17 protein-coding genes and 1 pseudogene are annotated in these 20,749 nt (G+C 65.8%); 5 read left to right on the forward strand and 13 right to left on the reverse strand.

Annotated features, from left to right (window positions below):
• Positions 1-6: 6 nt before the first annotated feature.
• The 5 genes from A7X65_RS28350 to A7X65_RS28370 form a co-directional block, all read right to left on the reverse strand.
• Positions 7-171: a CcoQ/FixQ family Cbb3-type cytochrome c oxidase assembly chaperone gene (locus A7X65_RS28350; protein ID WP_063691463.1), complete on the reverse strand. Its 165-nt coding sequence runs from the start codon at positions 169-171 to the stop codon at positions 7-9.
• Positions 172-184: 13 nt separating this feature from the next.
• Entirely contained in the window at positions 185-919 is a 735-nt protein-coding gene (ccoO, locus tag A7X65_RS28355) for a cytochrome-c oxidase, cbb3-type subunit II (RefSeq protein ID WP_063691465.1), read from the reverse strand.
• A gap of 10 nt (positions 920-929) precedes the next feature.
• Positions 930-2,579 (reverse strand): cytochrome-c oxidase, cbb3-type subunit I, encoded by a 1,650-nt coding sequence (gene ccoN / locus A7X65_RS28360; protein ID WP_063691467.1) that lies wholly within the window; start codon positions 2,577-2,579, stop codon positions 930-932.
• A gap of 312 nt (positions 2,580-2,891) precedes the next feature.
• Positions 2,892-3,317 (reverse strand): CBS domain-containing protein, encoded by a 426-nt coding sequence (locus A7X65_RS28365; protein ID WP_063691469.1) that lies wholly within the window; start codon positions 3,315-3,317, stop codon positions 2,892-2,894.
• Positions 3,318-3,355: 38 nt separating this feature from the next.
• Positions 3,356-4,189 carry a universal stress protein gene (locus A7X65_RS28370; RefSeq protein ID WP_063691471.1) on the reverse strand — a complete coding sequence of 278 codons (834 nt, stop codon included), beginning with the start codon at positions 4,187-4,189 and terminating at the stop codon, positions 3,356-3,358.
• Positions 4,190-4,396: 207 nt separating this feature from the next.
• Between A7X65_RS28370 and fixL the strand changes: the two genes are divergently transcribed.
• From fixL to A7X65_RS28390, 4 genes are all read left to right on the forward strand, one after another.
• Complete coding sequence (fixL, locus tag A7X65_RS28375; protein WP_063691473.1) at positions 4,397-5,914, forward strand: sensor protein FixL; 1,518 nt, start codon at positions 4,397-4,399, stop codon at positions 5,912-5,914.
• Positions 5,915-5,917: 3 nt separating this feature from the next.
• Positions 5,918-6,535, forward strand: a complete 618-nt coding sequence (gene fixJ / locus A7X65_RS28380; RefSeq protein WP_063691475.1) for a response regulator FixJ — start codon at positions 5,918-5,920, stop codon at positions 6,533-6,535.
• 88 nt (positions 6,536-6,623) lie between these two features.
• Positions 6,624-7,046: a response regulator gene (locus A7X65_RS28385; RefSeq protein ID WP_063691477.1), complete on the forward strand. Its 423-nt coding sequence runs from the start codon at positions 6,624-6,626 to the stop codon at positions 7,044-7,046.
• A gap of 103 nt (positions 7,047-7,149) precedes the next feature.
• Positions 7,150-7,848, forward strand: coding sequence for a helix-turn-helix domain-containing protein (locus A7X65_RS28390; protein ID WP_063692559.1), 699 nt, complete (start codon positions 7,150-7,152; stop codon positions 7,846-7,848).
• A gap of 35 nt (positions 7,849-7,883) precedes the next feature.
• On the opposite strand, the gene A7X65_RS28395 is transcribed toward A7X65_RS28390, so the two are convergent.
• From A7X65_RS28395 to A7X65_RS28410, 4 genes are read right to left on the reverse strand one after another with little or no spacing between them, the layout of a single operon-like run.
• Positions 7,884-9,203 (reverse strand): MFS transporter, encoded by a 1,320-nt coding sequence (locus A7X65_RS28395; protein WP_063691479.1) that lies wholly within the window; start codon positions 9,201-9,203, stop codon positions 7,884-7,886.
• Positions 9,204-9,226: 23 nt separating this feature from the next.
• Positions 9,227-9,730, reverse strand: a complete 504-nt coding sequence (locus tag A7X65_RS28400) for a PRC-barrel domain-containing protein (protein WP_063691481.1) — start codon at positions 9,728-9,730, stop codon at positions 9,227-9,229.
• Positions 9,731-9,749: 19 nt separating this feature from the next.
• On the reverse strand, positions 9,750-11,954 hold the full coding sequence (locus A7X65_RS28405) for an amylo-alpha-1,6-glucosidase (RefSeq protein WP_063691482.1): 2,205 nt from the start codon (positions 11,952-11,954) through the stop codon (positions 9,750-9,752).
• A 57-nt stretch (positions 11,955-12,011) separates the two neighbouring features.
• Positions 12,012-13,775 carry an ABC transporter ATP-binding protein gene (locus A7X65_RS28410; protein ID WP_063691483.1) on the reverse strand — a complete coding sequence of 588 codons (1,764 nt, stop codon included), beginning with the start codon at positions 13,773-13,775 and terminating at the stop codon, positions 12,012-12,014.
• A gap of 273 nt (positions 13,776-14,048) precedes the next feature.
• On the opposite strand from A7X65_RS28410, the gene A7X65_RS28415 reads away from it, so the two are divergent.
• The gene (locus A7X65_RS28415; protein WP_063691484.1) at positions 14,049-15,119 is read left to right on the forward strand and encodes a glycosyltransferase family 4 protein; all 1,071 of its coding nucleotides are present in this window, start codon (positions 14,049-14,051) and stop codon (positions 15,117-15,119) included.
• 178 nt (positions 15,120-15,297) lie between these two features.
• Here A7X65_RS28415 and A7X65_RS28420 read toward each other — a convergent pair whose 3' ends face one another.
• The 4 genes and pseudogenes from A7X65_RS28420 to A7X65_RS43745 all read right to left on the reverse strand — a co-directional run.
• A complete protein-coding gene (locus A7X65_RS28420) occupies positions 15,298-17,229 on the reverse strand; it encodes an alkyl/aryl-sulfatase (protein WP_063691485.1) in 1,932 nt (643 codons plus the stop codon).
• Between the two features lie 91 nt (positions 17,230-17,320).
• A complete protein-coding gene (locus A7X65_RS28425; protein ID WP_063691486.1) occupies positions 17,321-18,466 on the reverse strand; it encodes a GGDEF domain-containing protein in 1,146 nt (381 codons plus the stop codon).
• A 184-nt stretch (positions 18,467-18,650) separates the two neighbouring features.
• Entirely contained in the window at positions 18,651-19,934 is a 1,284-nt protein-coding gene (locus A7X65_RS43740; protein ID WP_063692561.1) for a TRAP transporter large permease subunit, read from the reverse strand.
• Between the two features lie 243 nt (positions 19,935-20,177).
• A pseudogene (locus tag A7X65_RS43745) lies at positions 20,178-20,720 on the reverse strand (TRAP transporter small permease); the annotation flags it as partial.
• Between the last annotated feature and the right edge of the window lie 29 nt (positions 20,721-20,749).

Raw genomic sequence — 20,749 nt, forward strand, 5'->3', positions numbered from 1 at the left:
GGTCTCTCACTCCTCCCGCAACGGCAGGTGCGCTGCTTCGTCGAACGCAGCCTTGTTACGGGGCCAAAATGCGTAGGCGATGATCGCGAGAAAGATCGCGACGAACACCGGCGTCCAGATCGTCGTCACGAGCTCGGACGCAAGATTGTGGACTGTCAGGATAGCTTTCATCGTTCGTGCCTTCTCAGCGAAGATTGGCTTTCTCGTTGTAGATCTTGAAGTCGACCAGCGTGCCGAGCATCTGCAGGTACGCGATTAGCGCGTCCATCTCGGTCGGCGTGCCGGTCTTGCCGTCGAAGTTGCGCACCACGGCCTTGGCGTAGCGCTTGGTGAAGGCGTCGGAGCCGGCATTGTCAGGATCGGCCTGGGCCTTCAGGTCGGCGCCTGCGCTTGCGATCTGGTCGTCAGTGTAGGGAACGCCGACCGCCCTCAGCGTGCGCATGTGGTCCGCGATGGTGTCCGGATCCACCTCGTTCTGGCTGAGGAACGGGTAGCCCGGCATCACCGATTGCGGCACGATTGCGCGCGGGTTGGTCAAATGGGTGACGTGCCAGTCGTCGGAATATTTTGCGCCGACGCGAGCAAGGTCCGGACCGGTGCGCTTGGAGCCCCACTGGAACGGATGGTCGAACATGCTCTCGGCGGCGAGCGAGAAGTGGCCGTAGCGCTCGACCTCGTCGCGCAGCGGGCGGATCATCTGCGAATGGCAGAGATAGCAGCCTTCGCGGACATAGACGTTGCGGCCCGCAAGCTCCAGCGGCGTGTACGGCCTGACGCCGTCGACCTTCTCGATCGTGCTCTTGAGGTAGAACAGCGGGGTGATCTCGACGAGACCGCCGATCGCGATCACCAGCAGGATGCCGACGATCAGGATGATCGAGTTCTTTTCGAAGATTTGGTGGCGTGTCCAGAACGACATGGGAAGCTCCTCATTCCGCCGGCTGGAGCGCGACGGGCATCTGGACTTCCTGCTCGCCGACGCGAACGGTCATCCAGAGATTGTAGGCCATGATCAGCGCGCCGATCAGGAACAGGCCGCCGCCTGCGGCGCGGATGATGTAGAAGGGGTGCATCGCCTCGACGGTCTCGATGAAGGAATATTCGAGGAAGCCGAGCGAGGTGTAGGCGCGCCACATCAGGCCCTGCAGGATGCCGGACACCCACATCGCCGAGATGTAGAGGACGATGCCGAGGGTCGCGATCCAGAAGTGCCAGTTGACGAGCTTGAGGCTGTAGAGACCCTTGCGATTCCAGGCCCACGGCACCAGGCAGTACAGCGCGCCGAAGGAGACGAAGCCGACCCAGCCGAGCGCGCCGGAGTGCACGTGGCCGATGGTCCAGTCGGTGTAGTGGCTGAGCGAGTTGACCACCTTGATCGACATCATCGGGCCTTCGAAGGTCGACATGCCGTAGAAGGCGACGGAGACCACCAGCATGCGCAGCACGGGATCGGTACGCAGCTTGTCCCAGGCGCCCGACAGCGTCATCAGGCCGTTGATCATGCCGCCCCAGGAGGGCATCCACAGCATGATCGAGAAGGTCATGCCGAGCGTCTGCGTCCAGTCGGGCAGCGCCGTGTAGTGCAGATGGTGGGGACCGGCCCAGATGTAGAGGAAGATCAGCGCCCAGAAGTGGATGATCGACAGCCGGTAGGAATAGATCGGCCGCTCGGCGCGCTTGGGAATGAAGTAGTACATGATGGCGAGGAAGCCGGCGGTCAGGAAGAAGCCGACCGCGTTGTGGCCGTACCACCACTGGAACATCGCATCCTGGATGCCGCCCCAGGCGACATAGGACTTGGAGCCGAAAGCCGAGACCGGAAGCGCCGGGTTGTTGCCGAGATGCAGCACGGCGATCGTCACGATGAAGGCGAGGTAGAACCAGTTCGCGACGAAGATATGCGGCTCCTTGCGCTTGATGATCGTGGCAAGGAAGACAAGGAGGTAGACGACCCAGACGATGGTCAGCCACAGATCGGCGTACCATTCCGGCTCGGCATATTCCTTCGACTGGGTGACGCCGAGCAGATAGCCGGTGCCGGCGACCAGGATGAAATAGTTGTAGCCGACCACGACGAACCAGGGCGCGAGGTCGCCGGCAAGACGCGCGCGGCAGGACTTCTGCACGACGTAGAACGACGTGCCGATCAGCACGTTGCCGCCGAAGGCGAAGATCACGGCCGAGGTGTGCAGCGGCCGCAGGCGGCCGAAGCTGGTCCAGGGCAGATCGAAATTCAGCGCGGGCCAGGCCAGCTGCGAGGCGATGATGAGACCGACGAGGAAGCCGGCGATGCCCCAGAACATCGCCATCACGGCGGTGAACTTGATCGGACCCATGTTGTAGTTGGGACGCCCGTTGATCTCGGCCGGCGGCAGCGCCGCCGGGCGCTCGAAGTAGCGGTTGACGATGACGAACACCGCGGCGAGGCTCGCCGCCGCGCTCAGCGCGGCATGGAAGGCAAAGGGCGCATCAAGCGCCTTGGCCGAGGCGACCACGCAGAGGAAGGCGGTGGCTGCGAACACGACAGCGAGGCCGCTTTCACCTGGCGTCATGGATTTGGAGATGGAGGGCTGGCTCATCGCGGATTCTCTTTCGAAAGAACACGGGGCCAGAAACCACATTCACCCTCGCGGGGAATTGATTGAAATCAAGACATGCGTTTGAGGTCCGCTTATGAGGCCGCGATTTTTCGGGATCGGCCCGTAGTTTTGCGGCCTGCCAGTTGAAGTGCCCTCTCCCTTTGCGGGAGAGGGCAGCGAGGACCGAGCGGCAGACTCATCCGGGTGAGGGGTATCTGTCCGCGAACTCTGATCTCAAATTGTGGAGACACCCCCTCATCCGGCGCGCTACGCGCGCCACCTTCTCCCACAGGGGGAGAAGGGAAGAAGAAGTCAATCCTTCGCCGTCGCCTTGAGCGCGGCGATGACGTCCTCGCGGGCGATGATCCCGGCCAGCTTCTGCGCTCCGTCGAGCACGATGATGCTCCTGATGCGGTGCTCGACCATGATCTGCAGCACCCGCGTCAGGCGCGTGTCGGGGCTGACATAGATGAACTCCGGCGTCATGACGTCGCCGACCTTGCGGCTCATCAAATCGTGGTAACGCGGCAGCATCTGGTTCGGGGTGAAGGCAAAGCACTTCAGGATGTCGAACTTGGTGACGATGCCGACCACCTGCCCGTCGTCCTCGACCGGGTAGGAGTTGAAATCGTCGTTTTCGAACATCTCGCTGAGCGCGAGCAGATCCTGGTCGCGCCGCACCGTCCTGACGGTGCGCGTCATGTAGCCGCTAGCGGTCTGCTCAAGAAATCTGTACACGGCGCGTCCTCCTCGACTAGCTCCAGGCCAAACGGCCGTCAGTGCGACAGCAGCACGCAGCGGCTGGATTGCGTGACCAGATGCTGGGTGACGCCGCCCAGGATCAGCTCGCGAAACCGCGAATGCCCGTAGGCACCAGCGACGATCAGGCCGGCGCCGACATCGCCGGCGACTTTCTCCAATTGCGCCGCCGCGGTATCGTTCCGCGCGCTGTCCAGGACGCGCGCGCTCGCGGTGATGCCGTGACGGGCGAGCCAGGCGGCAACGTCGGTGACGCCGGCCATCACGGCCGACCGGTCGTCGCCCTGTTCGGGGATTTCGACGACGGTGACGTCCCCCGCCTTGCGCAGCATCGGCAGCGCGTCGGTCACCGCCCGCCGCGCCTCCGGCGTATCCTTCCAGGCCACCAGCACGCTGCGCAGATCGAGCCAGTCGACGCGGTCGGGAACGACGAGAAGCGGACGTCCGGCCTGCATCACCAGGTCCTTGGGGCTTGCGAGCGCGAATGCATCGGAGAAGGCCGGGCTTTGCCCGCCGCTGACGACGATGTCGGCGCAGCGCGCCTGCGCCAGGATGAACCGCGCCGGAAAATCCATGGCGCTGCGCCACTCCGCGCGTCCGCCGCGATTCTTCATCGCGGTCCGGAATTGCGCCTCCAGCTCGGCCAGCCGCCGCCTGACGGAGGCTTCGCCCTCCTCGATCAGCCCCTGGGCCTCGGCGCCATCGGTGAAATAGAGCGGCGGCGCGAACTGCGCCGCGGCAACCCCGATGATGGCAGCTTCGAATCGCTCGGCGAGTTCGCCCGCGACCTGAAGACGCGCCTCGTTGGACTGATCGAGCGCCAGGCTGACCATCACGGTTGCGTATGTCATCGAAATTCTCCGCACGGAAGTGAACCGGCGCGAAATCTAGCCTCGCCGCTGCGATGCGGGATGAGCTAGATCAAATTGCCGGGTGCCGGGCTGCGGGAAATCCACCAATGGAATCAGACATCCGAACTTGCCTCGGGGCCGCCCTTGGGCGAAATTGCCGCCATGTTCGCGGGGCCAGGCCTGCGGGCCGAAACTGGGAGTCATCGCTTGTCGCCGACCCGCGTAACGCATCCGCCAGACGATGGTCGCGGCGAGCATTTCCGGGTCCGGATCGAGGGATTCGGCGTCGGCACCTGGGATCTCGACCTCGCGACGCGGGAACTTGACTGGTCGGACACGGCCAGGAGCCTGCTCGGCATCGCGCCGGATCAGCCGCCGAGCTACGACCTCTTCCTGTCGCGGCTCGAGCCGAGGGATCGCGCGCGCGTGGACAGCGCGATCGCGCGCGTCTGCGAGCGGGGCGGCGGGCTCGACGTGTCCTTCAAGGTCGCAGGCGCCTCCAACGGGGGTCAGTGGATTCGCGCGCGGGCGGGGGTCATTCGCGACGACGCCGGCGCAGCGCGTCATCTCAGCGGCATCTTCCTGGACATCGACGAGGAGAAGCAGGTCGAGGAGGCCTTGCGCACGCGCGAGAGCCACCTTCGCTCCATCCTCCACACCATTCCCGACGCCATGATCGTCATCGACGGCCACGGCATCATCCAGCTGTTCTCGACCGCCGCCGAGCGCCTGTTCGGCTGGTCCGAGCACGAGGCGATCGGCCAGAACGTCAACATCCTGATGCCGGAGCCCGACCGCTCCCGGCACGACAGCTACATCGCGCGCTACCGCACCACCAGCGACCCGCACATCATCGGCATCGGCCGCATCGTCACCGGCAGGCGCCGCGACGGCACCACCTTTCCGATGCACCTGTCGATCGGCGAGATGCAGTCCGGCGGCGAGCCCTATTTCACCGGCTTCGTCCGCGACCTCACCGAGCACCAGCAGACCCAGGCGCGGCTGCAGGAGCTGCAATCCGAGCTGGTCCACGTCTCCAGGCTGAGCGCCATGGGCGAGATGGCGTCCGCGCTCGCGCACGAGCTCAACCAGCCGCTGGCGGCGATCAGCAACTACATGAAGGGCTCGCGGCGGCTGCTGGCCGGCAGCGCCGATCCGAACACGCCAAAGATCGAGAGCGCGCTGGACCGCGCCGCCGAGCAGGCGCTGCGGGCCGGCCAGATCATCCGGCGCCTGCGCGACTTCGTCTCCCGCGGCGAATCCGAGAAGCGGGTCGAGAGCCTGTCCAAGCTGATCGAAGAGGCCGGCGCGCTGGGCCTCGCCGGCGCGCGCGAGCAGAATGTGCAGCTCCGCTTCAGCCTCGATCCGGAGACCGATCTCGTTCTCGCCGACCGGGTGCAGATCCAGCAGGTCCTGGTCAATTTGTTCCGCAACGCGCTGGAAGCGATGGCGCAGTCGCAGCAGCGCGAGCTCGTCGTCACGAACACCCGCGCCGGCGACGACATGATCGAGGTCGAGGTCTCCGACACCGGCAGCGGCTTCCAGGACGACGTCATTCCCAATCTGTTTCAGACTTTCTTCACCACCAAGGACACCGGCATGGGCGTGGGACTGTCCATCAGCCGCTCGATCATCGAGGCTCACGGCGGGCGCATGTGGGCCGAGAGCAACGCATCGGGCGGAGCGACATTCCGCTTCACCCTCCCGGCAGCCGACGAGAATTGATCCATGACCACCAAGGCACATGTCTACGTCATCGACGACGACGAGGCGATGCGGGATTCGCTGAACTTCCTGCTGGATTCCTCCGGTTTCGGCGTCACGCTGTTCGACAACGCGCAGAGCTTCATCGACGCCCTGCCGGGCCTTGCCTTCGGCTGCGTCGTCTCCGACGTGCGCATGCCGGGCCTCGATGGCATCGAGCTGCTCAAGCGCATGAAGGCGCAGCAGAGCCCGTTTCCCATCCTGATCATGACCGGGCACGGCGACGTGCCGCTCGCGGTCGAGGCGATGAAGCTCGGCGCCGTCGACTTTCTGGAGAAGCCGTTCGAGGACGATCGCCTCACCACCATGATCGAGACTGCGATCCGCCAGGCCGAGCCCGCGGCGAAGAACGAAGCGGTCGCGCAGGACATCGCCGCCCGCGTCGCGTCCTTGAGTCCCCGGGAGCGTCAGGTCATGGAGGGGCTGATCGCTGGCCTTTCCAACAAGCTGATCGCCCGGGAATACGACATCAGCCCGCGCACCATCGAGGTCTATCGGGCCAACGTCATGACCAAGATGCAGGCCAACAGCCTCTCGGAGCTGGTTCGCCTCGCCATGCGCGCCGGCATGCTCAACGATTGAGTCGGGCCGGCTTGAGGCAAGTCGACTTGAGGCATATCAGCTTGAGGCAAGTCAAGGCGGTTGCCCACGCACGTGCTAGCCAGTCAGAATGATCGAGATTGGCTCGCACCCTCAGCGGCTCCCAATGGCGGCACCGGCAAAGCCCACTGTCTACGTGGTCGACGACGATGCCGCCGTGCTGGGCTCCCTGCAATTCCTGCTTGAAACCGACGGCTTTGCCGTGCGGACCTTCAGGAATGCGACGGCGCTGCTCAATGCCGCCGGCGCGCTGGCCGCGGATTGCTACGTGATCGACTACAAGATGCCCGACATCAATGGGATCGAGCTGGCCGGCCGGCTGCGGCAGTCGGACGGCGCGGCCCCGGTGATCCTGATCACCGGCTATCCCGACGTGAACATCTCGGCCCGGGCCGCCGCCGCGGGCGTCAAGGACGTGATTTTGAAGCCGCTTCTGGACGAAAACCTGGTCAAGCGCATCCGTCACGCCATCCAGGACCGCCGCGGAAACTGACCTACGGGAATCTACGTAGGTAAACGTCCTTAAGATAACGCGCGAAATTTCCGGATTGCGCAAACCCGCGTAGCAATGCTCCATCACAACGGAGATGGCGCAGATGCTGACCCAGACGCTCAAGACCCAGGCGATCAACACCCAGATCGGTAGCAAGATTGCCCCTGCCCATCCGGTCACCGACCAGTTCGGCGCGATCACCGGCCATGTCGGCCTCGTCGCCACCGAGTTCTCCTACCGCAAGGAGGAGGAGATTTATGGCGAGGACGAGCCGGCCGAATATGTCTACCAGGTCGTATCGGGCGCGGTGCGCAGCTACAAGCTTCTGTCCGACGGCCGCCGCCAGATCGGCGCCTTCCATCTTCCCGGCGACGTGTTCGGCCTCGAATCCGGCCCGACCCACCGCCTCGCCGCCGAAGCCATCATCGACACCAATGTGCGCCTCGTGAAGCGCGCCAGCCTCGAGAAGGCCGCCGGCACCGACGTGCAGGTCGCCCGCAAGCTCTGGGCCATGACCGCCTCCGAGCTGCGTCACGCCGAGGACCACATGCTGCTGCTCGGCCGCAAGACCGCGATGGAGCGTGTCGCGACCTTCCTGCTCGAAATGGACCGCCGCCTCGCGGTTGCCGGCATGATGGCGCTGCCGATGTGCCGCCGCGACATCGGCGACTATCTCGGCCTCACGCTCGAAACCGTCTCGCGCGCGCTGTCCCAGCTCCACACCCAGGGCATTCTCGGCTTCTCCGGTGCCCGCCAGATCGTGCTGCGCAACCGTCAGCGCCTGCACAATCTCGACGCCTGAATTTCCTCCCCACTGACTTGGCCGGCTGAATTCGTTCAGCCGGCCATTTCTTTTGGCGCGGTCATGCTCGTGCGCCGGGTCTCCGGCATCACCAGCAGGATCAGCAGCAGGCCCATCGCCGCGACGCCGGACAGCCCGATGAAGGCCGTGGCGTTGCCGAACTTGTCGCTGACATAGCCGCCGAGCGCCGTGCTCAGCGACGCGCCGATGCCGGTCGCGGTGCCGACGATGCCCTGCGCCAGGTTGAAATGGCCGCTGCCGAAGGCGACGTCGGCGACGATCAGCGGAATCATCACCGCGAACACCGCCGCCGTGATGCCGTCGAACACCTGCACCGCGACCAGCAGATAGGGATCGCGCACGGTCGCGAACAACAGGCCGCGGATCGTCAGCGCGGCGAAGCCGATCAGCAGCAGCGGCCGGCGGCCCCAGAGCTGCGCCTTGCGCCCGACCGTCGGCGACAGCAGCGCCACGATCGCCTGGGGCACGACGATGCAGAAGGCGACGAGCACGGTCGCCCACTGGCTCGACCGCGCCGTCACCGCGCTCGCCATCAGCGGCATCATCGCGGCGTTGGCGAGCTGCAGCAGCATCACGCTGAGCGCGAAGACGATGAGCGGCCGCTGCCGGACCAGATGCCAGAGATTGGTGTCGCCGCGATCGGCCGATTCGCGCGGCATCTCGCCATGGCAACGCGCGATGTCGACCTCCTGCTCGCGGATGCGCGAGAGTGCGATCAGGGCCGGGATCGTGAGCAGGAAGGTGACGAGGAAGACCGAGCGGCTCGACAACAGATATCCGGCCGTGCCCATCACGGCGGCGGCAACGCCGTTGCCGAGCGAGGCAAACCGCGCATTGCGGCCGAGCCGTTCGCCGATCGCGAGCGGGCCGACGAGGCCAAGGCTGATCGCCGCGATCGCCGGTCCCAAGACGCAGCTCGCCGCCGCATGCAGGGTCGCGGCGGCCACCACGACCGGGAAGACCGGCATGGCCGCATAGGCGAGTGCGCAGACGCCGATGGTCGCAATCGCGAGCGCTGCAACCAGCCGCTCGGATTTGGCCGCGTCGATGATCGCCCCACCCGGCATCTGCCCGATCAGGCCGACGATGCCGCCGATCGACAGCACGAGGCCGATCTGCCCCTGCGTCCATTTCTCCGTGGTCAGGTAGACCGCGATGAAGGGGCCGAAGCCGGTCTGCACGTCGGCAAGGAAGAAGATGAACCAGTCGAGGCCGCGCAGGCTGCGGCGCGACGGCGCCGGGATGCCGCCGGCCGACAGCGCCGCGACGTTGTCCTGTTCAACGCGGCGCGCGCGATCCTCGGCGGCGGGGTTCGGCTTGCTTGACAACAGCACCAGCGGCCATCCCTCCCCGCGCCTCACTGTATCGCTTGCAGCGGTTGCAGGCTGCCGGACGCGCCGAGCACGACGATCGGCGTGTCCTCCTTGTATTCCGGCGCGGCCGCGACCTGCGCCTTGGTCAATTCCAGCGTGATGCTGTCCTTCTTGTTGGCGATCTTGCCGAAGCGCAGCGCGTTCCAGTCCACCACGATCTTGCGGCTGCCGACGCCGAGGAAGCCGCCGAAATCGATCGCGGCCGCGCGCACATGCCCCTCTCGATCGACGATCACGTCGACGATGCGGCCCATATCCTCGGCCGCCGCGCTGCGCACGTCGCGGCCGAGCACGCCGTGGGCATCGCTCGCCCCGATGATGGTGACGGAGGGCGGCGGCGCGGCGTCCTTCGGTGTCACGGGCACCGTCGAAGCCGGCGGCGCTTTCGCCTCGTTCTGCGCCGCGGGCTGGTCTTCCGCGGCGCGCGTGGCGACCGCCAGGCCTCCGGCAATGACCACGCTCAGGATCAACACACCGATGACACGCATGGTCCCTCCTTGCGCGCCGCTAGCGCGCCAGCACGATCGAGACCTGGATCTGGCCGCGCGTGCGCAACACCTCGAGCGCCACGTCGTCGCCGTGGCGGCTGACGCGCAGATCCACGCTGGACTCGCCGAGGCGGAGATCGCGCAGGATGACTTCGTTCAGGAATGCCGGCAGATGCGGATTGCGCAGGCGGATCTCGCAGCGCGCCACGTCGAACTCGAGACCCAGCGCCGCCTCCAGCAGCGTGAACGGCGTCGCGCTGGCCCAGGCCTGCGGCGCGCAGGCGACCGGATAGAGCGTCGGGCCGCGCCGCTTCTCGCGCCGGAAGCCGCAGAACAATTCGGGCAGGCGCCGCAGGTCCATGTAGGTCGCGGCGTCGAACAGCCCCTTGAACACATGCGCCACCGAATGCTTGAGGCCGTAGCGCGCAAGCCCCAGCGCGATCAGCGCGTTGTCATGCGGCCAGATCGAGCCGTCGTGATAAGACATCGGATTGTAGCGCACCTCGCCGACGGCGACGGTACGGATGCCCCAGCCCGAGAAGAAGTGCGGCCGCATCAGGTCGGCGGCGACCAAGCGGGCGCGGTCCTCGCGGATCATGCCGCTGAACAGCACCTGCCCGGCATTGGAGGTCCGCACCTTGCAGGGGCGCTTCTTGCCGTCGAGGGCAAGGGCATAGGTGCCGAGCTCCTCGCACCAGAACGCCTGCTCGAAGCGCTCCGCCAGCGCCTTGGCCTCGGCCTCGAACTTGCGCACGAGGTCGGGCTTGCCGAGCCGCAGGGCGCAGCGCGCGGCCAGCAGCTTGGCCATGTAGACGTAGCCCTGGACCTCCGCGAGCGCGATATTGCCTTCCGCGAGCTGGCCATCGGCATGGAAGATCGCGTCGTAGGAATCCTTCCAGCCCTGGTTGGCCAGCCCCTTCTCGGTCGCGCGCTGATATTCGACGAAGCCGTCCTGATCAGGATCGCCGGGTCCGTCGATCCAGGCGAGGCCCGCCTCGATCGCGGGCCACAGCTCGATCAGCGTCTTCTCGTCGCCGGTGCGCTCGAAATAGCTTCCGGCGAGCAGCACGAAGAGCGCGGTCGAATCGACGCTGCCGTAATATTGCGCGAACGGCACCTCGCGCAGCGCCGCCATTTCGCCGCCGCGCATCTCGTGCAGGATCTTGCCGGGCGCGGCATCGGCGAGCGGATCGACGGCCTTCGCCTGGAAATGCGCGAGCCGCCTGAGCACGCCCTTGGCGACGCGCGGATCGACCCAGAGCATCTGGAGCGCGGTGATCAGGCCGTCGCGGCCGAACGTCGTCGAGTACCAGGGAATGCCGGCATAGGGATAGCGGCCCTGCGGCGTTTCGGTCATCAGCATGTTGAGGTCGGCCATGGCCTGGCACAGCACCTCGTTGAAGATGTTGTTGGAGGTCTCAATGCTGGCCGCGCCCATCGTCGACTGCCGCATCTCGCGGCGGTGCGCCAGCAGCCCCTGGAAGAAGCGCGCCGGCTTTTCCGACGCCGGCCTGTTGCAGGACACCGCCACGAACAGCGATTTCGCCTGGTGCGGGCCGAGCTCGAGCTGCCAGGTGGCGGCATTGACGGAGAGCCGGGTCGGACGCGGGTCGAAATGCAGGGCCGTGGTGCGCTCGGACTCGTCGAGCCCGTGATATTCGAACAGCACGTCGGTCGGGCCAAGCAGGCTGCTCGTGCCGGTGCCGCGGCGCGGGCGGCGCTCGCCGCGAACCTCGAACAGATCGGCGAAGTCGTTGCCGAACAGCAGCGTCAGCTCGAAGCTGGTCGGCCGGTCGCCATGGTTCTGCACACCGATGCGCTGATAGGCCGAACCGCGCCACAGGAAGATCGTGCGCACGATGTGCAGCAGGTCCTTCTGCAGCACGAGGCTGCCCTCGCGGTAGATGTCGGGATTGGTCAGATCGACCGTCAGCGCCGAATTGTCGTCGCGCAGATTGGAGCCGAGCAGCAGCGGCTGGAGATCGTTGAGCACGAGCTCCAGCCGGGCGAGATAGCGGGTGTCATGGTGAAACAGGCCGTCGGGCCCGCCGGCCGAGGCGCCGATGTCGCCATGGCTGTCGAGCACGATGAAGGTGTCGTCGTGCTTGAGCGAGCGCCGCGGCCGCGCCGACGGTCCCGTCATCGGGATATAGAACGGCTGCTCCGCGACCTGCTCCACGGTTCGCGTCACGGAGACGAGTTTGGTGACGACTTCGGCGGCCATAAGCTGCTCCCCTGCGCTTGTTTCGAGACGCAACCAACGCGAACGCGACTGTCGGCCTTACGCCGCGAACTTCGCGAGCCGGCTCATCTCCTGCGTCACCAGCTCACGGTACGGACCGTGGCCCTGCATCAGGCGGTCGGGTGCGCCGTCCTCGATGATCCGGCCGTTCTTCAGCACCACGACGCGGTCGAAATTGCGCAGCGTCGCGAGGCGATGCGCGATCGCGATCACGGTGCGGCCGCGCATCAGGCGCGACAGCGCCTCGCGGATCGCCTCCTCGGATTCGCTGTCGAGCGCGGCCGTCGCCTCGTCGAGCAGCACGATCGGGGCGTCCTTCACGAAGGCGCGCGCAATCGCGATGCGCTGGCGCTGGCCGCCGGACATCTTGACGCCGCGGTCGCCGACCATGGTGTCGAGGCCCTCGGGCAGGCTGTCGATGAAATCGCACCGCGCCGCGATCGCCGCGCGCAGCACCTCGTCGTCGGTCGCGTTGGGCCGGCCGTATCGGATGTTCTCTCTGATGGAGCGATGGAACAGGGAGATGTCCTGCGGCACCACCGAGATCGCCTCGCGCAAGCTCTGCTGGGTCACCTTTGCAATGTCCTGACCGTCGACGGTGACACTGCCCTCGTCGACATCATAGAAGCGCTGAAGCAGCGTGAACAGTGTCGACTTGCCGCCGCCGGACTGGCCGACCAGGCCGACGCGCTGGCCGGGCTGCAGCCGCAGGCTGAAGCGCTCGAAGATCTTTTCAGCCCCGGGGTAGCCGAAGGTAACGTTGTTGAACGCGATCGCGGCGCCGCTCTTGACGAGGGGCTCGGCCTCGGGATGGTCGCGCAATTCATGCGGCACCAGCAGCGTCGCGATCGCCTCGGTCAGGCGTGCGACATGCTGGGTGACGTCGACCAGCGCCACCGCGAGATCGCGCGTGGCGTTGAGGATGGACAGGCCGAGGGTGCAGACCAGCACGACGTCGCCGGTGGTCGCCTCGCCCTGCTGCCACAGCGTGATCGCCCAGGCCATGAGTGCAACGGTCAGCAGGACTGTCACGCCGGCATGGGTGAGCCGCAGCTTCTCCAGATAACGCAGGCTGCGGCCGCGCGCGGTGAGTTCGCGGTTGACGGTGGCGTCGAACCGCTCGTGCTCGTGGCCGATGCCGCAGAAGGCGCGGACCAGCGGCATGTTGCTGATGACGTCGATCATCTCGCCGTCGACGACCGCAGCCTTGTCGGCGAAATCGTCATGCAGGGGCTTGCCGGCCGCGGCGAGGCGGAACATCGCGATCACCATGCCGCCGGCGATCACGATCAGGCCAAGCGCCATGTAGGGACTGACGGTTCCGATCAGCATGATTGCCGCAATTGTGGCAATGCACGGCGGCAGCACGTTCCAGACAAACATGTTCTCGACCGTGAACACCGCGTTCGACGTCGCCGTGATGCGGCTCGTCAGCATCCCCGGCATGCGATCGGAGAAGTAGCTCGGCGCGTGGCCGGTCAGATGACGAAATATGTCACGGCGTAAATCGCCCGTGACACGAACGAAGGTGAAGCTCGCCGTCCAGCTCGCGATGCGCCAGAGGAAGTTGTCCGCCGCGATCAGCGACATGAGCAGAAGGAATGCCAGCCATACGCTGCCACCATGCGATGTTCCCGCCGACAGACTGTCGACCAGGGATTTGACGCCGTACTGCGTGCCTACGGAGCAGGCAACCGCCGCGACGACGGCGGTCAGGATCACCAGATGCGATGCAAGGCGACGCCGCAGATAGCGCAAGACAAAGGCAAATGGCCTGCGCGCGTATCCAGAAAGATGATCCATATGGCTATCGCCCCGTCGTTATGATTCCAGTTTTTGTCTTAGCCGACTGAACATCGACTGCTTCGCCTCGGTTCCCGGGCCAGGCGATCACGACATGCGGATGCGGACGGAGTGAGAAGAGGTGATGGCAGCATCACGACCACGCCGCACCGTGTCGAAGAAGTAACGTTCGGGGGAAGGAACTTCGCAAATGCGAGAACGTTCCCTGATTGGCATGCCGGTGCCCAAACACGGCGGGGGCTTAAACTCCATGATCGCAGAGGAGATGGTGAGATGCGCATCGCGCAGGTAGCTCCGTTGACGGAGGCTGTTCCACCCAAGCTGTATGGCGGCACCGAGCGGGTGGTGCACTGGTTGACGGAAGAGTTGGTTGCCCTGGGACACGACGTCACACTGTTCGCGAGCGGCGACTCGCAGACGTCGGCGAAGCTGGATGCATTATGGCCGCGGGCGCTTCGCCTCGACGGCTCCGTGCGCGACCCCAACGCCCTGCACATGGTGCTCCTCGAGCGCGTGCGGCAAAAATGTGACGACGAGGAGTTCGACTTCCTCCACTTCCATCTCGATTACTATCCATGGTCGCTGTTCTACCGGCAGCCGACGCCGTTCCTGACCACGCTGCACGGCCGGCTCGACCTGCCGGAGCATCAGCCTGTCTTCAACACTTTCTCCAAGATCCCGGTGATCTCGATCTCCAATGCGCAGCGGCGGCCGGTGCCGCAGGCGAACTGGGTGAAGACGATTCACCACGGCCTGCCGGAGAACCTGCTGACGCCGAAGCCGGCGAAGCAGGAATACCTCGCCGTGCTCGGCCGCATCGCGCCCGAGAAGGGCGTCGACCGTGCCATCAAGATCGCGACCCATTGCGGCATCCCGCTGAAGATCGCGGCCAAGGTCGATCGTGCCGACCAGGATTATTATGACGAGCTGATCAAGCCGATGATCGTGAACAACCCGCTGGTCGATTTCATCGGCGAGATCGGCGATCACGAGAAGTCGGAGTTCCTCAGCGGCGCGCTCGGCCTGCTGCTGCCGATCGACTGGCCGGAGCCGTTCGGCCTCGTGATGATCGAAGCCATGGCCTGCGGAACGCCGGTCGTCGCCTTCAACCGCGGCTCGGTGCCCGAGATCATCGACGAGGGCCTCACCGGCTTCGTCGTCGAGGACATCATCAGCGCCGCCGGTGTCGTCAACCGCCTTCCGCAACTGAGCCGCGCCGCGATCCGCAAGCAGTTCGAGACGCGCTTCACCGCGCGGCGGATGGCGCTGGACTATCTCGCCGCCTATCGCAGCCTGACCGAGGAGCAAGCGCCGCGGATCAAGCTGGTGAGCAGCGCGGAGTAGGTAGCGGCATCCACTACTCTCGTGTCCCGGACGCGCTGCAACGCCCTTGCGTTGCGGCGCAGAGCCGGGACCCACGCGGCGGTGCATTCGGAGACATGGGCCCCGGCTCTGCAGCGCACCGCTGAAGCAGCGCTGCACTGTGTCCGGGCACGAGAGACCGCAACGGGCGGCCCCCGCCCTACCCCACCGCCGCCCGCTTCGGCTCCACGATCTCGAACATCCGCGGAAACTCGTCCATCAGTCCCATCAGCTCGGCGAGCTTCATCGGGCTACCCGACAGCTTGACCTTGCCGGCGGCAACCGCTTCCGGAAAGCTCGTCAGCTTCGCGATGACTTCATCGAGCGTTGCCCGCGCCAGGGTGAAGCCGGCGTCCGCATTGTCCGCCTGCACGCCTTCGGTGTAGGTCAGCGCGCAGTTCTCCAGGTTGAGCACGAACGTCTCGCCGGTATCCGAAAAGGTCCAGTTCAGCACGATGTGCTTGCCTTCCGCCTTCGGCCCGTTCAGGCGAATGCCGAGCACGTCCCAGAGCTGCTCGGTGCGCAGCGCCGCCAGCGTCTCGCGCGGCATTGGCGGGCGGGCCGGCACTTTCGGCATGCCCTGGCGCAATTCCTGGGCGCCGAACAGATAGGCGTTGCGCCAGGTCGCGCTCTCGGCGGCGTAGCCGAGCTGCTCCAGCGTGTCCGCGAGCAGGCCACGTGCCGCCGCATTGTCGGGCTCGGCAAATACCAGATGGCCGAGCGCCTGCGCGACGAAACGAAACTCGCCCTTGGCAAAATCATGGCGCGCACGCGCGAGGATCGCCTCGGCGCCGCCCATATACTCGACGTATTTTTTGCCGGACTCGACCGGCGGCAGCGGATCAAGATTGACCGGGTTGGCGTCGTACCATCCGAGATATTTCTGGTAGATCGCCTTCACATTGTGACGGATATGGCCGTAATAGCCGCGGCCGTGCCAGGCGCCCTCGAGACTTGCCGGCAGCCGGATCGTCTCGGCGATCTCCGCGGCGGTCAGGCCGTGGTTCATCAGGCGGATGGTCTGGTCATGCGCGAACTTGTAGAGGTCGCGCTGCTGCCGGATCATAGTGCCTATGCGCTCGCGCCCCCACACCGGCCAGTGATGCTGGCCGCACATCGCCTCGGCCTTGCCGTCCCACAGTTGCAACGCCTCGTTCAAATATTTGGACCAGGCCAGCGCATCGCGCACGTCGGCGCCGCGGAACGGCAGCAGATTGTGGAAATTGTGCGTGCAGTTCTCGGCGAGGTTCAACAGTTTGTAGCGCGAGATGAAGAAATGCATCTCCGCCGGCGCTTCGCTGTTGGGCGCCATCTGGAATTCGAATTCGACGCCGTCGATCACGCGCCTGTCGCCGGTCGCCATGATCAGGTCGGTCGGGCGCAGCAGCGCGACCGATCCTGCCGCCATCGACTTGCCGAGCCCGCAATCGACCTGCCCGCGCGGCCCCTTGGCGAGCAGCGGGCCGAACTGGTACTGCGCCCGCCGCAGCATCGCGGGCCCCGCGATGATGTTCTCGGAGACAGCGTGCTCCATGAACAGGTTCGGCGCGATGATCGGCACCCGTCCCGTCGCCAGCGCATCCTCCTCCAGCACGCCGCGCGCGCCGCCCCAGTGATCGGTGTGGGTGTGCGTGAAGATGACGGCGGCGACCGGCTTCTGGCCACGGTGCCTGAAGTAGAGATCGAGCGCAGCTCGCGCGCCTTCGATCGAGGTCAGCGTATCCACGACGATGACGCCGCTGTCGCCCTCGATCAGCGTCATGTTGGCGATGTCGAGCCCGCGCACCTGGTAGACGCCGGGCACCACCTCGAACAGCCCGTGCTGCATGTTGAGCCGCGACTGCCGCCACAGGCTGGGATTGACCGTCGGCGGCGCCTCTTCAGCCGAGAGGAAGCCGTAGGGCTTCAGGCTCCACACCGTGCGCCCTTGCGGATTGGCGATCTCCGCGTTCTCGATCGTGCCGAGGAAGCCGCGCGCGGCATCGTCGAAATCCCGTGTGTCGGAAAACGGCAGCGCATTGCGCATCGCCGTCTGCTGCGCAGTCACGGACGGCGTTGCGTCCTTCGGCTCGCTGCTGGAAATCTCGGTCATTTGTCTCCTCCCGGCTCATTGCGCGGCATCTAACCGCATCTCGCGGTCGATTGCCATCGCTGGCGGAAGGATGTGCAGCCGGATGGAGCGGCTAAGCGGCCAATCCTTTGACCGGCTGGCCCGAGTCCCGCACCCGCAAGTCCCGCGCCAGCACGTAGCCGCCGCGACTCTCCTTGGCCCGGTAGAGCGCCCTGTCGGAACGCGACAGCAGCGCTTCTGCGGTGCGGCCATCGTCCGGCGCGACGGCAACGCCGACGCTGACGCCGAGCTCGACGATCTGTCCGTCGATATCATAGGGCGCACCGATCGATTGTACGATGCGCTGCGCCATCGCTTCCGCATCGCCGGCCGCGCGCTGCACCAGGACGAACTCATCGCCGCCCATCCGCACCACGAGGTCATCGGCCGCGGCGATCGCCTTGAGCCGCCCGGCGACCTGCTTGAGCAGCGTATCGCCGACGGGATGGCCGAACCGGTCGTTGGCTTCCTTGAAACGGTCGAGATCGAGCGCATGGACGGCAACCATCCCGGCCGCCAGCATCGGCGGCAGGTCCGTCGCCAGCACGGATCGATTGGCGAGGCCGGTCATCGGGTCCAAACGCGCGAGCTGCTCGAACTGCCGCTTGAGCGTGATCTGGCTGATCGAGGCATTGAAGCTCAGGCGCACCATCTCGAAGCTCGCGACCACGTACATCAGGATGAGCAGCCCGAGGCCGACATGGCGCAGGTCGGGCTGCATGAAGGTCACGATCGCGGCGGGCGCGGCGATCGCGACGAGATCGAGCAGCGCCGCGACGGGACGCAACGCCAGCCGCGCCACCACCCCGGCGCCAAAGCCGAATCCGATGCCGATCGCCATGACGGAGCAGAGCGCATCGCCCAGCATGATGCTGCGCGCAGCAAATACGCCGAGCACGAGCGCCGTCGCGACCGTGCCGGCAATGTACCAGCGCTCCCAGCGGACGGCCTCCGCCCGGCCGAGTTGCGGCGAACGCGCGATCCGGCGGCGGAATGCAAAGATTTCGCAGAGGCGGACGATGGCGATCGCGACGCCGGCGACCGTCAGGCCGGCCGTCACCATGTCGCCGGTCTCGTATGTCGTGATCGCGCCGACCATCGCCAGGCAAGCGGCCGCAAGAATGTTGGGCATCGTCGTGCCGTGAAGGCCCGTGATGACTTCCAAGTAGACGGTGTCGGAGATCGACGCCCGTCCGGATTCCATTCTGTTGAACAGCATGCCAGTCCCCATCCGCTGGCATGGTCGTACCGCATATCCGTAAAAATGCGTGCGCTTCAATACGACGGCATTTGAGCCTGCGGGTTCACCGGGCGTTAGCCATGTCCGGCCCGAAAAGCCGGCTGACGCCGCAGCCCGGATGGCGCGAAGCGCCATCCGGGCGACGTGCCGGCTGCGCGCCGACCTAGAGCATCCCCAGCACCCGCGGCAGCCACAGCGTCAGGTCGGGCCAGTAGGTCACGATGACGAGGAAGCCGAGCATGGTGATCAGCCACGGCATCACCGCCACCGCAAGATCGGTGATCCGCATTCGCGCTATCATGGACGCCACGTAGAGGTTGAGGCCGACAGGCGGATGGCAGAGGCCGACCTCCATGTTGACGTCCATCACGATGCCGAAATGGACGAGGTCGATGCCGAGCTTCTTGGCCGCCGGCGCCAGGATCGGGGCCATGATCAGGATGATCGAGTTCGGCTCCATGAAGTTGCCGGCGAGCAGCAAGAGGATGTTGACCACCAGCAGGAAGCCGACCCAGCCGAGATTCTGCGCCGCGATCCAGTCGGCGAGCGTCGCCGGCAGGTTCTCGTTGGAGAGCACGAAGGAGAACAGCACCGCGTTGGTGACGATGTAGAGCAGCATCGCGCTGGTGTTGGCGGCGCGGAGCAGCACCCGCGGCACGTCCCTGATCTTGATCGCCTTGTAGACGAACACCGCGATGATGAAAGAGTAGACGGCGGCCATCGCCGCCGCCTCGGTCGCGGTGAACAGGCCGCTATAGATGCCGCCGATGATGATGACGACCAGCATCAGGCCCCAGATGCTCTCGCGGAAGGTGCGGACGGTTTCGCCCCAGCTCGCCTTCGGCAGCCGCGGATAGTCGCGCTTGCGCGCCAGCCACCAGGTGACGATGCACAGCATCGTCGTCAGCATGATGCCCGGCAGCAGGCCGGCGACGAACAGCGCGCCGATCGAGGTGTTGGTCGAGACCGCGTAGACGATCTTGGGGATCGAGGGCAGCATCAGGATGCCGAGCGAGCCGGCGACCGTGATGATGCCGGCGCCGAACCGCATCGGGTAGCCGTGGCGGACCATCTCGGGCAGCACGATGGCGCCGATCGCCGCGACGGTCGCAACGCTCGAGCCGCAGACCAGCGCGAACATCGCGCAGGCGACGATGCCGGCAAGGCCGAGGCCGCCATACCAATGGCCGATCAGCGAGGTCGCGAAATTGATCATGCGGCGCGCGACGCCGCCATGGGTGAGGAAATTGCCGGCGAGGATGAAGAACGGGATCGCCATGATCTCGAAGCCCTCGATGCCCGTGAAGAGCTTCATCGAGACCGCCTCGATCGGCACGGTGGTCAGCGTGAACAGGAACGTCATCACGGTGAGGCCGAGCGCGATCGAGACCGGGATGCCGGTCAGCATCAGCGCGATCAGCAGCGCAAAGACGGTCGCGGCGCGCATCCAGTGCGGCAGCACCACCACGCCGAACTTTTCGGCAAGGCACATCATGAAGATCAGCACGGGCGCCATGATCAAGATGACGCCCAGCGGCGAGACTTTTCGCGCAGCAGCGCGGGTTGCGGCGCCGGCGGGCTGCGGATGCAGCGCGGGCGAGACGTCGGCCTCGACGCCCTCGACGTGGGTCTCGTCATGATGCGGCAGCTCGCCGGTCCAGTAGTAGAACCAGGAGACCTGCAGGAAGCGGAAGCACATCAGGCCCGAGCCGAGCGGGATCGCGAGATAGACGAACCACATCGGTGCTTCCAGATCGTTGGACTGCTGGCCGGTGTGGAACATCTCGCGCACGAAGGAGGTGCCGAAGGCGGCGATCATGCCGGTGAACAGCGCCCCGCACAGCAGCGCGAACAGGATCACGTGCTTGCGCGAATGTTCAGGCAGGCGGTTGACCAGGAGGTCGACGCCGACATGGATGCCGGTGCGCACGCCATAGGCCGCGCCGAACTTCGCCATCCAGATGAACATGTAGATGCAGAGCTCCTGCGCCCAGGACAGGTCGAGCTCCGAGAGGAAAGTGAAGACCGCCATCGACAGCGAGGCCAGCCAGGTCATCCCGTGTGCGGCCGCCCACCTGGAGAGGGCGATCGATTCGCCCGCGCCGTAGCGGTGCACGACAGCGATGAAGATAAGGCCGGTCGCAGCCGCAATGAGCGTCGCGATCAACCACTCTTCGAGATGGTTGAGCGCCTGGTTGAGCACGCGAAGCAAATCAAAGTCCCCCCAAAGCATGATCGTTCCGAAGAGATCATGCGCAAACA

The organism is Bradyrhizobium stylosanthis (assembly GCF_001641335.1).
In the GTDB taxonomy this organism is placed as follows: Bacteria; Pseudomonadota; Alphaproteobacteria; order Rhizobiales; family Xanthobacteraceae; genus Bradyrhizobium; species Bradyrhizobium stylosanthis.

What these genes read in the sequence shown, in the direction of transcription:
- A7X65_RS28350 (WP_063691463.1), bottom strand. Translation starts at nt 171, where the DNA reads ATGAAAGCTATCCTGACAGTCCACAATCTTGCGTCCGAGCTCGTGACG.
- ccoO (WP_063691465.1), bottom strand. Translation starts at nt 919, where the DNA reads ATGTCGTTCTGGACACGCCACCAAATCTTCGAAAAGAACTCGATCATC.
- ccoN (WP_063691467.1), bottom strand. Translation starts at nt 2,579, where the DNA reads ATGAGCCAGCCCTCCATCTCCAAATCCATGACGCCAGGTGAAAGCGGC.
- A7X65_RS28370 (WP_063691471.1), bottom strand. Translation starts at nt 4,189, where the DNA reads ATGACATACGCAACCGTGATGGTCAGCCTGGCGCTCGATCAGTCCAAC.
- fixJ (WP_063691475.1), top strand. Translation starts at nt 5,918, where the DNA reads ATGACCACCAAGGCACATGTCTACGTCATCGACGACGACGAGGCGATG.
- A7X65_RS28385 (WP_063691477.1), top strand. Translation starts at nt 6,624, where the DNA reads ATGATCGAGATTGGCTCGCACCCTCAGCGGCTCCCAATGGCGGCACCG.
- A7X65_RS28390 (WP_063692559.1), top strand. Translation starts at nt 7,150, where the DNA reads ATGCTGACCCAGACGCTCAAGACCCAGGCGATCAACACCCAGATCGGT.
- A7X65_RS28400 (WP_063691481.1), bottom strand. Translation starts at nt 9,730, where the DNA reads ATGCGTGTCATCGGTGTGTTGATCCTGAGCGTGGTCATTGCCGGAGGC.
- A7X65_RS28405 (WP_063691482.1), bottom strand. Translation starts at nt 11,954, where the DNA reads ATGGCCGCCGAAGTCGTCACCAAACTCGTCTCCGTGACGCGAACCGTG.
- A7X65_RS28410 (WP_063691483.1), bottom strand. Translation starts at nt 13,775, where the DNA reads ATGGATCATCTTTCTGGATACGCGCGCAGGCCATTTGCCTTTGTCTTG.
- A7X65_RS28415 (WP_063691484.1), top strand. Translation starts at nt 14,049, where the DNA reads ATGCGCATCGCGCAGGTAGCTCCGTTGACGGAGGCTGTTCCACCCAAG.
- A7X65_RS28420 (WP_063691485.1), bottom strand. Translation starts at nt 17,229, where the DNA reads ATGACCGAGATTTCCAGCAGCGAGCCGAAGGACGCAACGCCGTCCGTG.
- A7X65_RS28425 (WP_063691486.1), bottom strand. Translation starts at nt 18,466, where the DNA reads ATGCTGTTCAACAGAATGGAATCCGGACGGGCGTCGATCTCCGACACC.
- A7X65_RS43740 (WP_063692561.1), bottom strand. Translation starts at nt 19,934, where the DNA reads ATGCGCGCCGCGACCGTCTTTGCGCTGCTGATCGCGCTGATGCTGACC.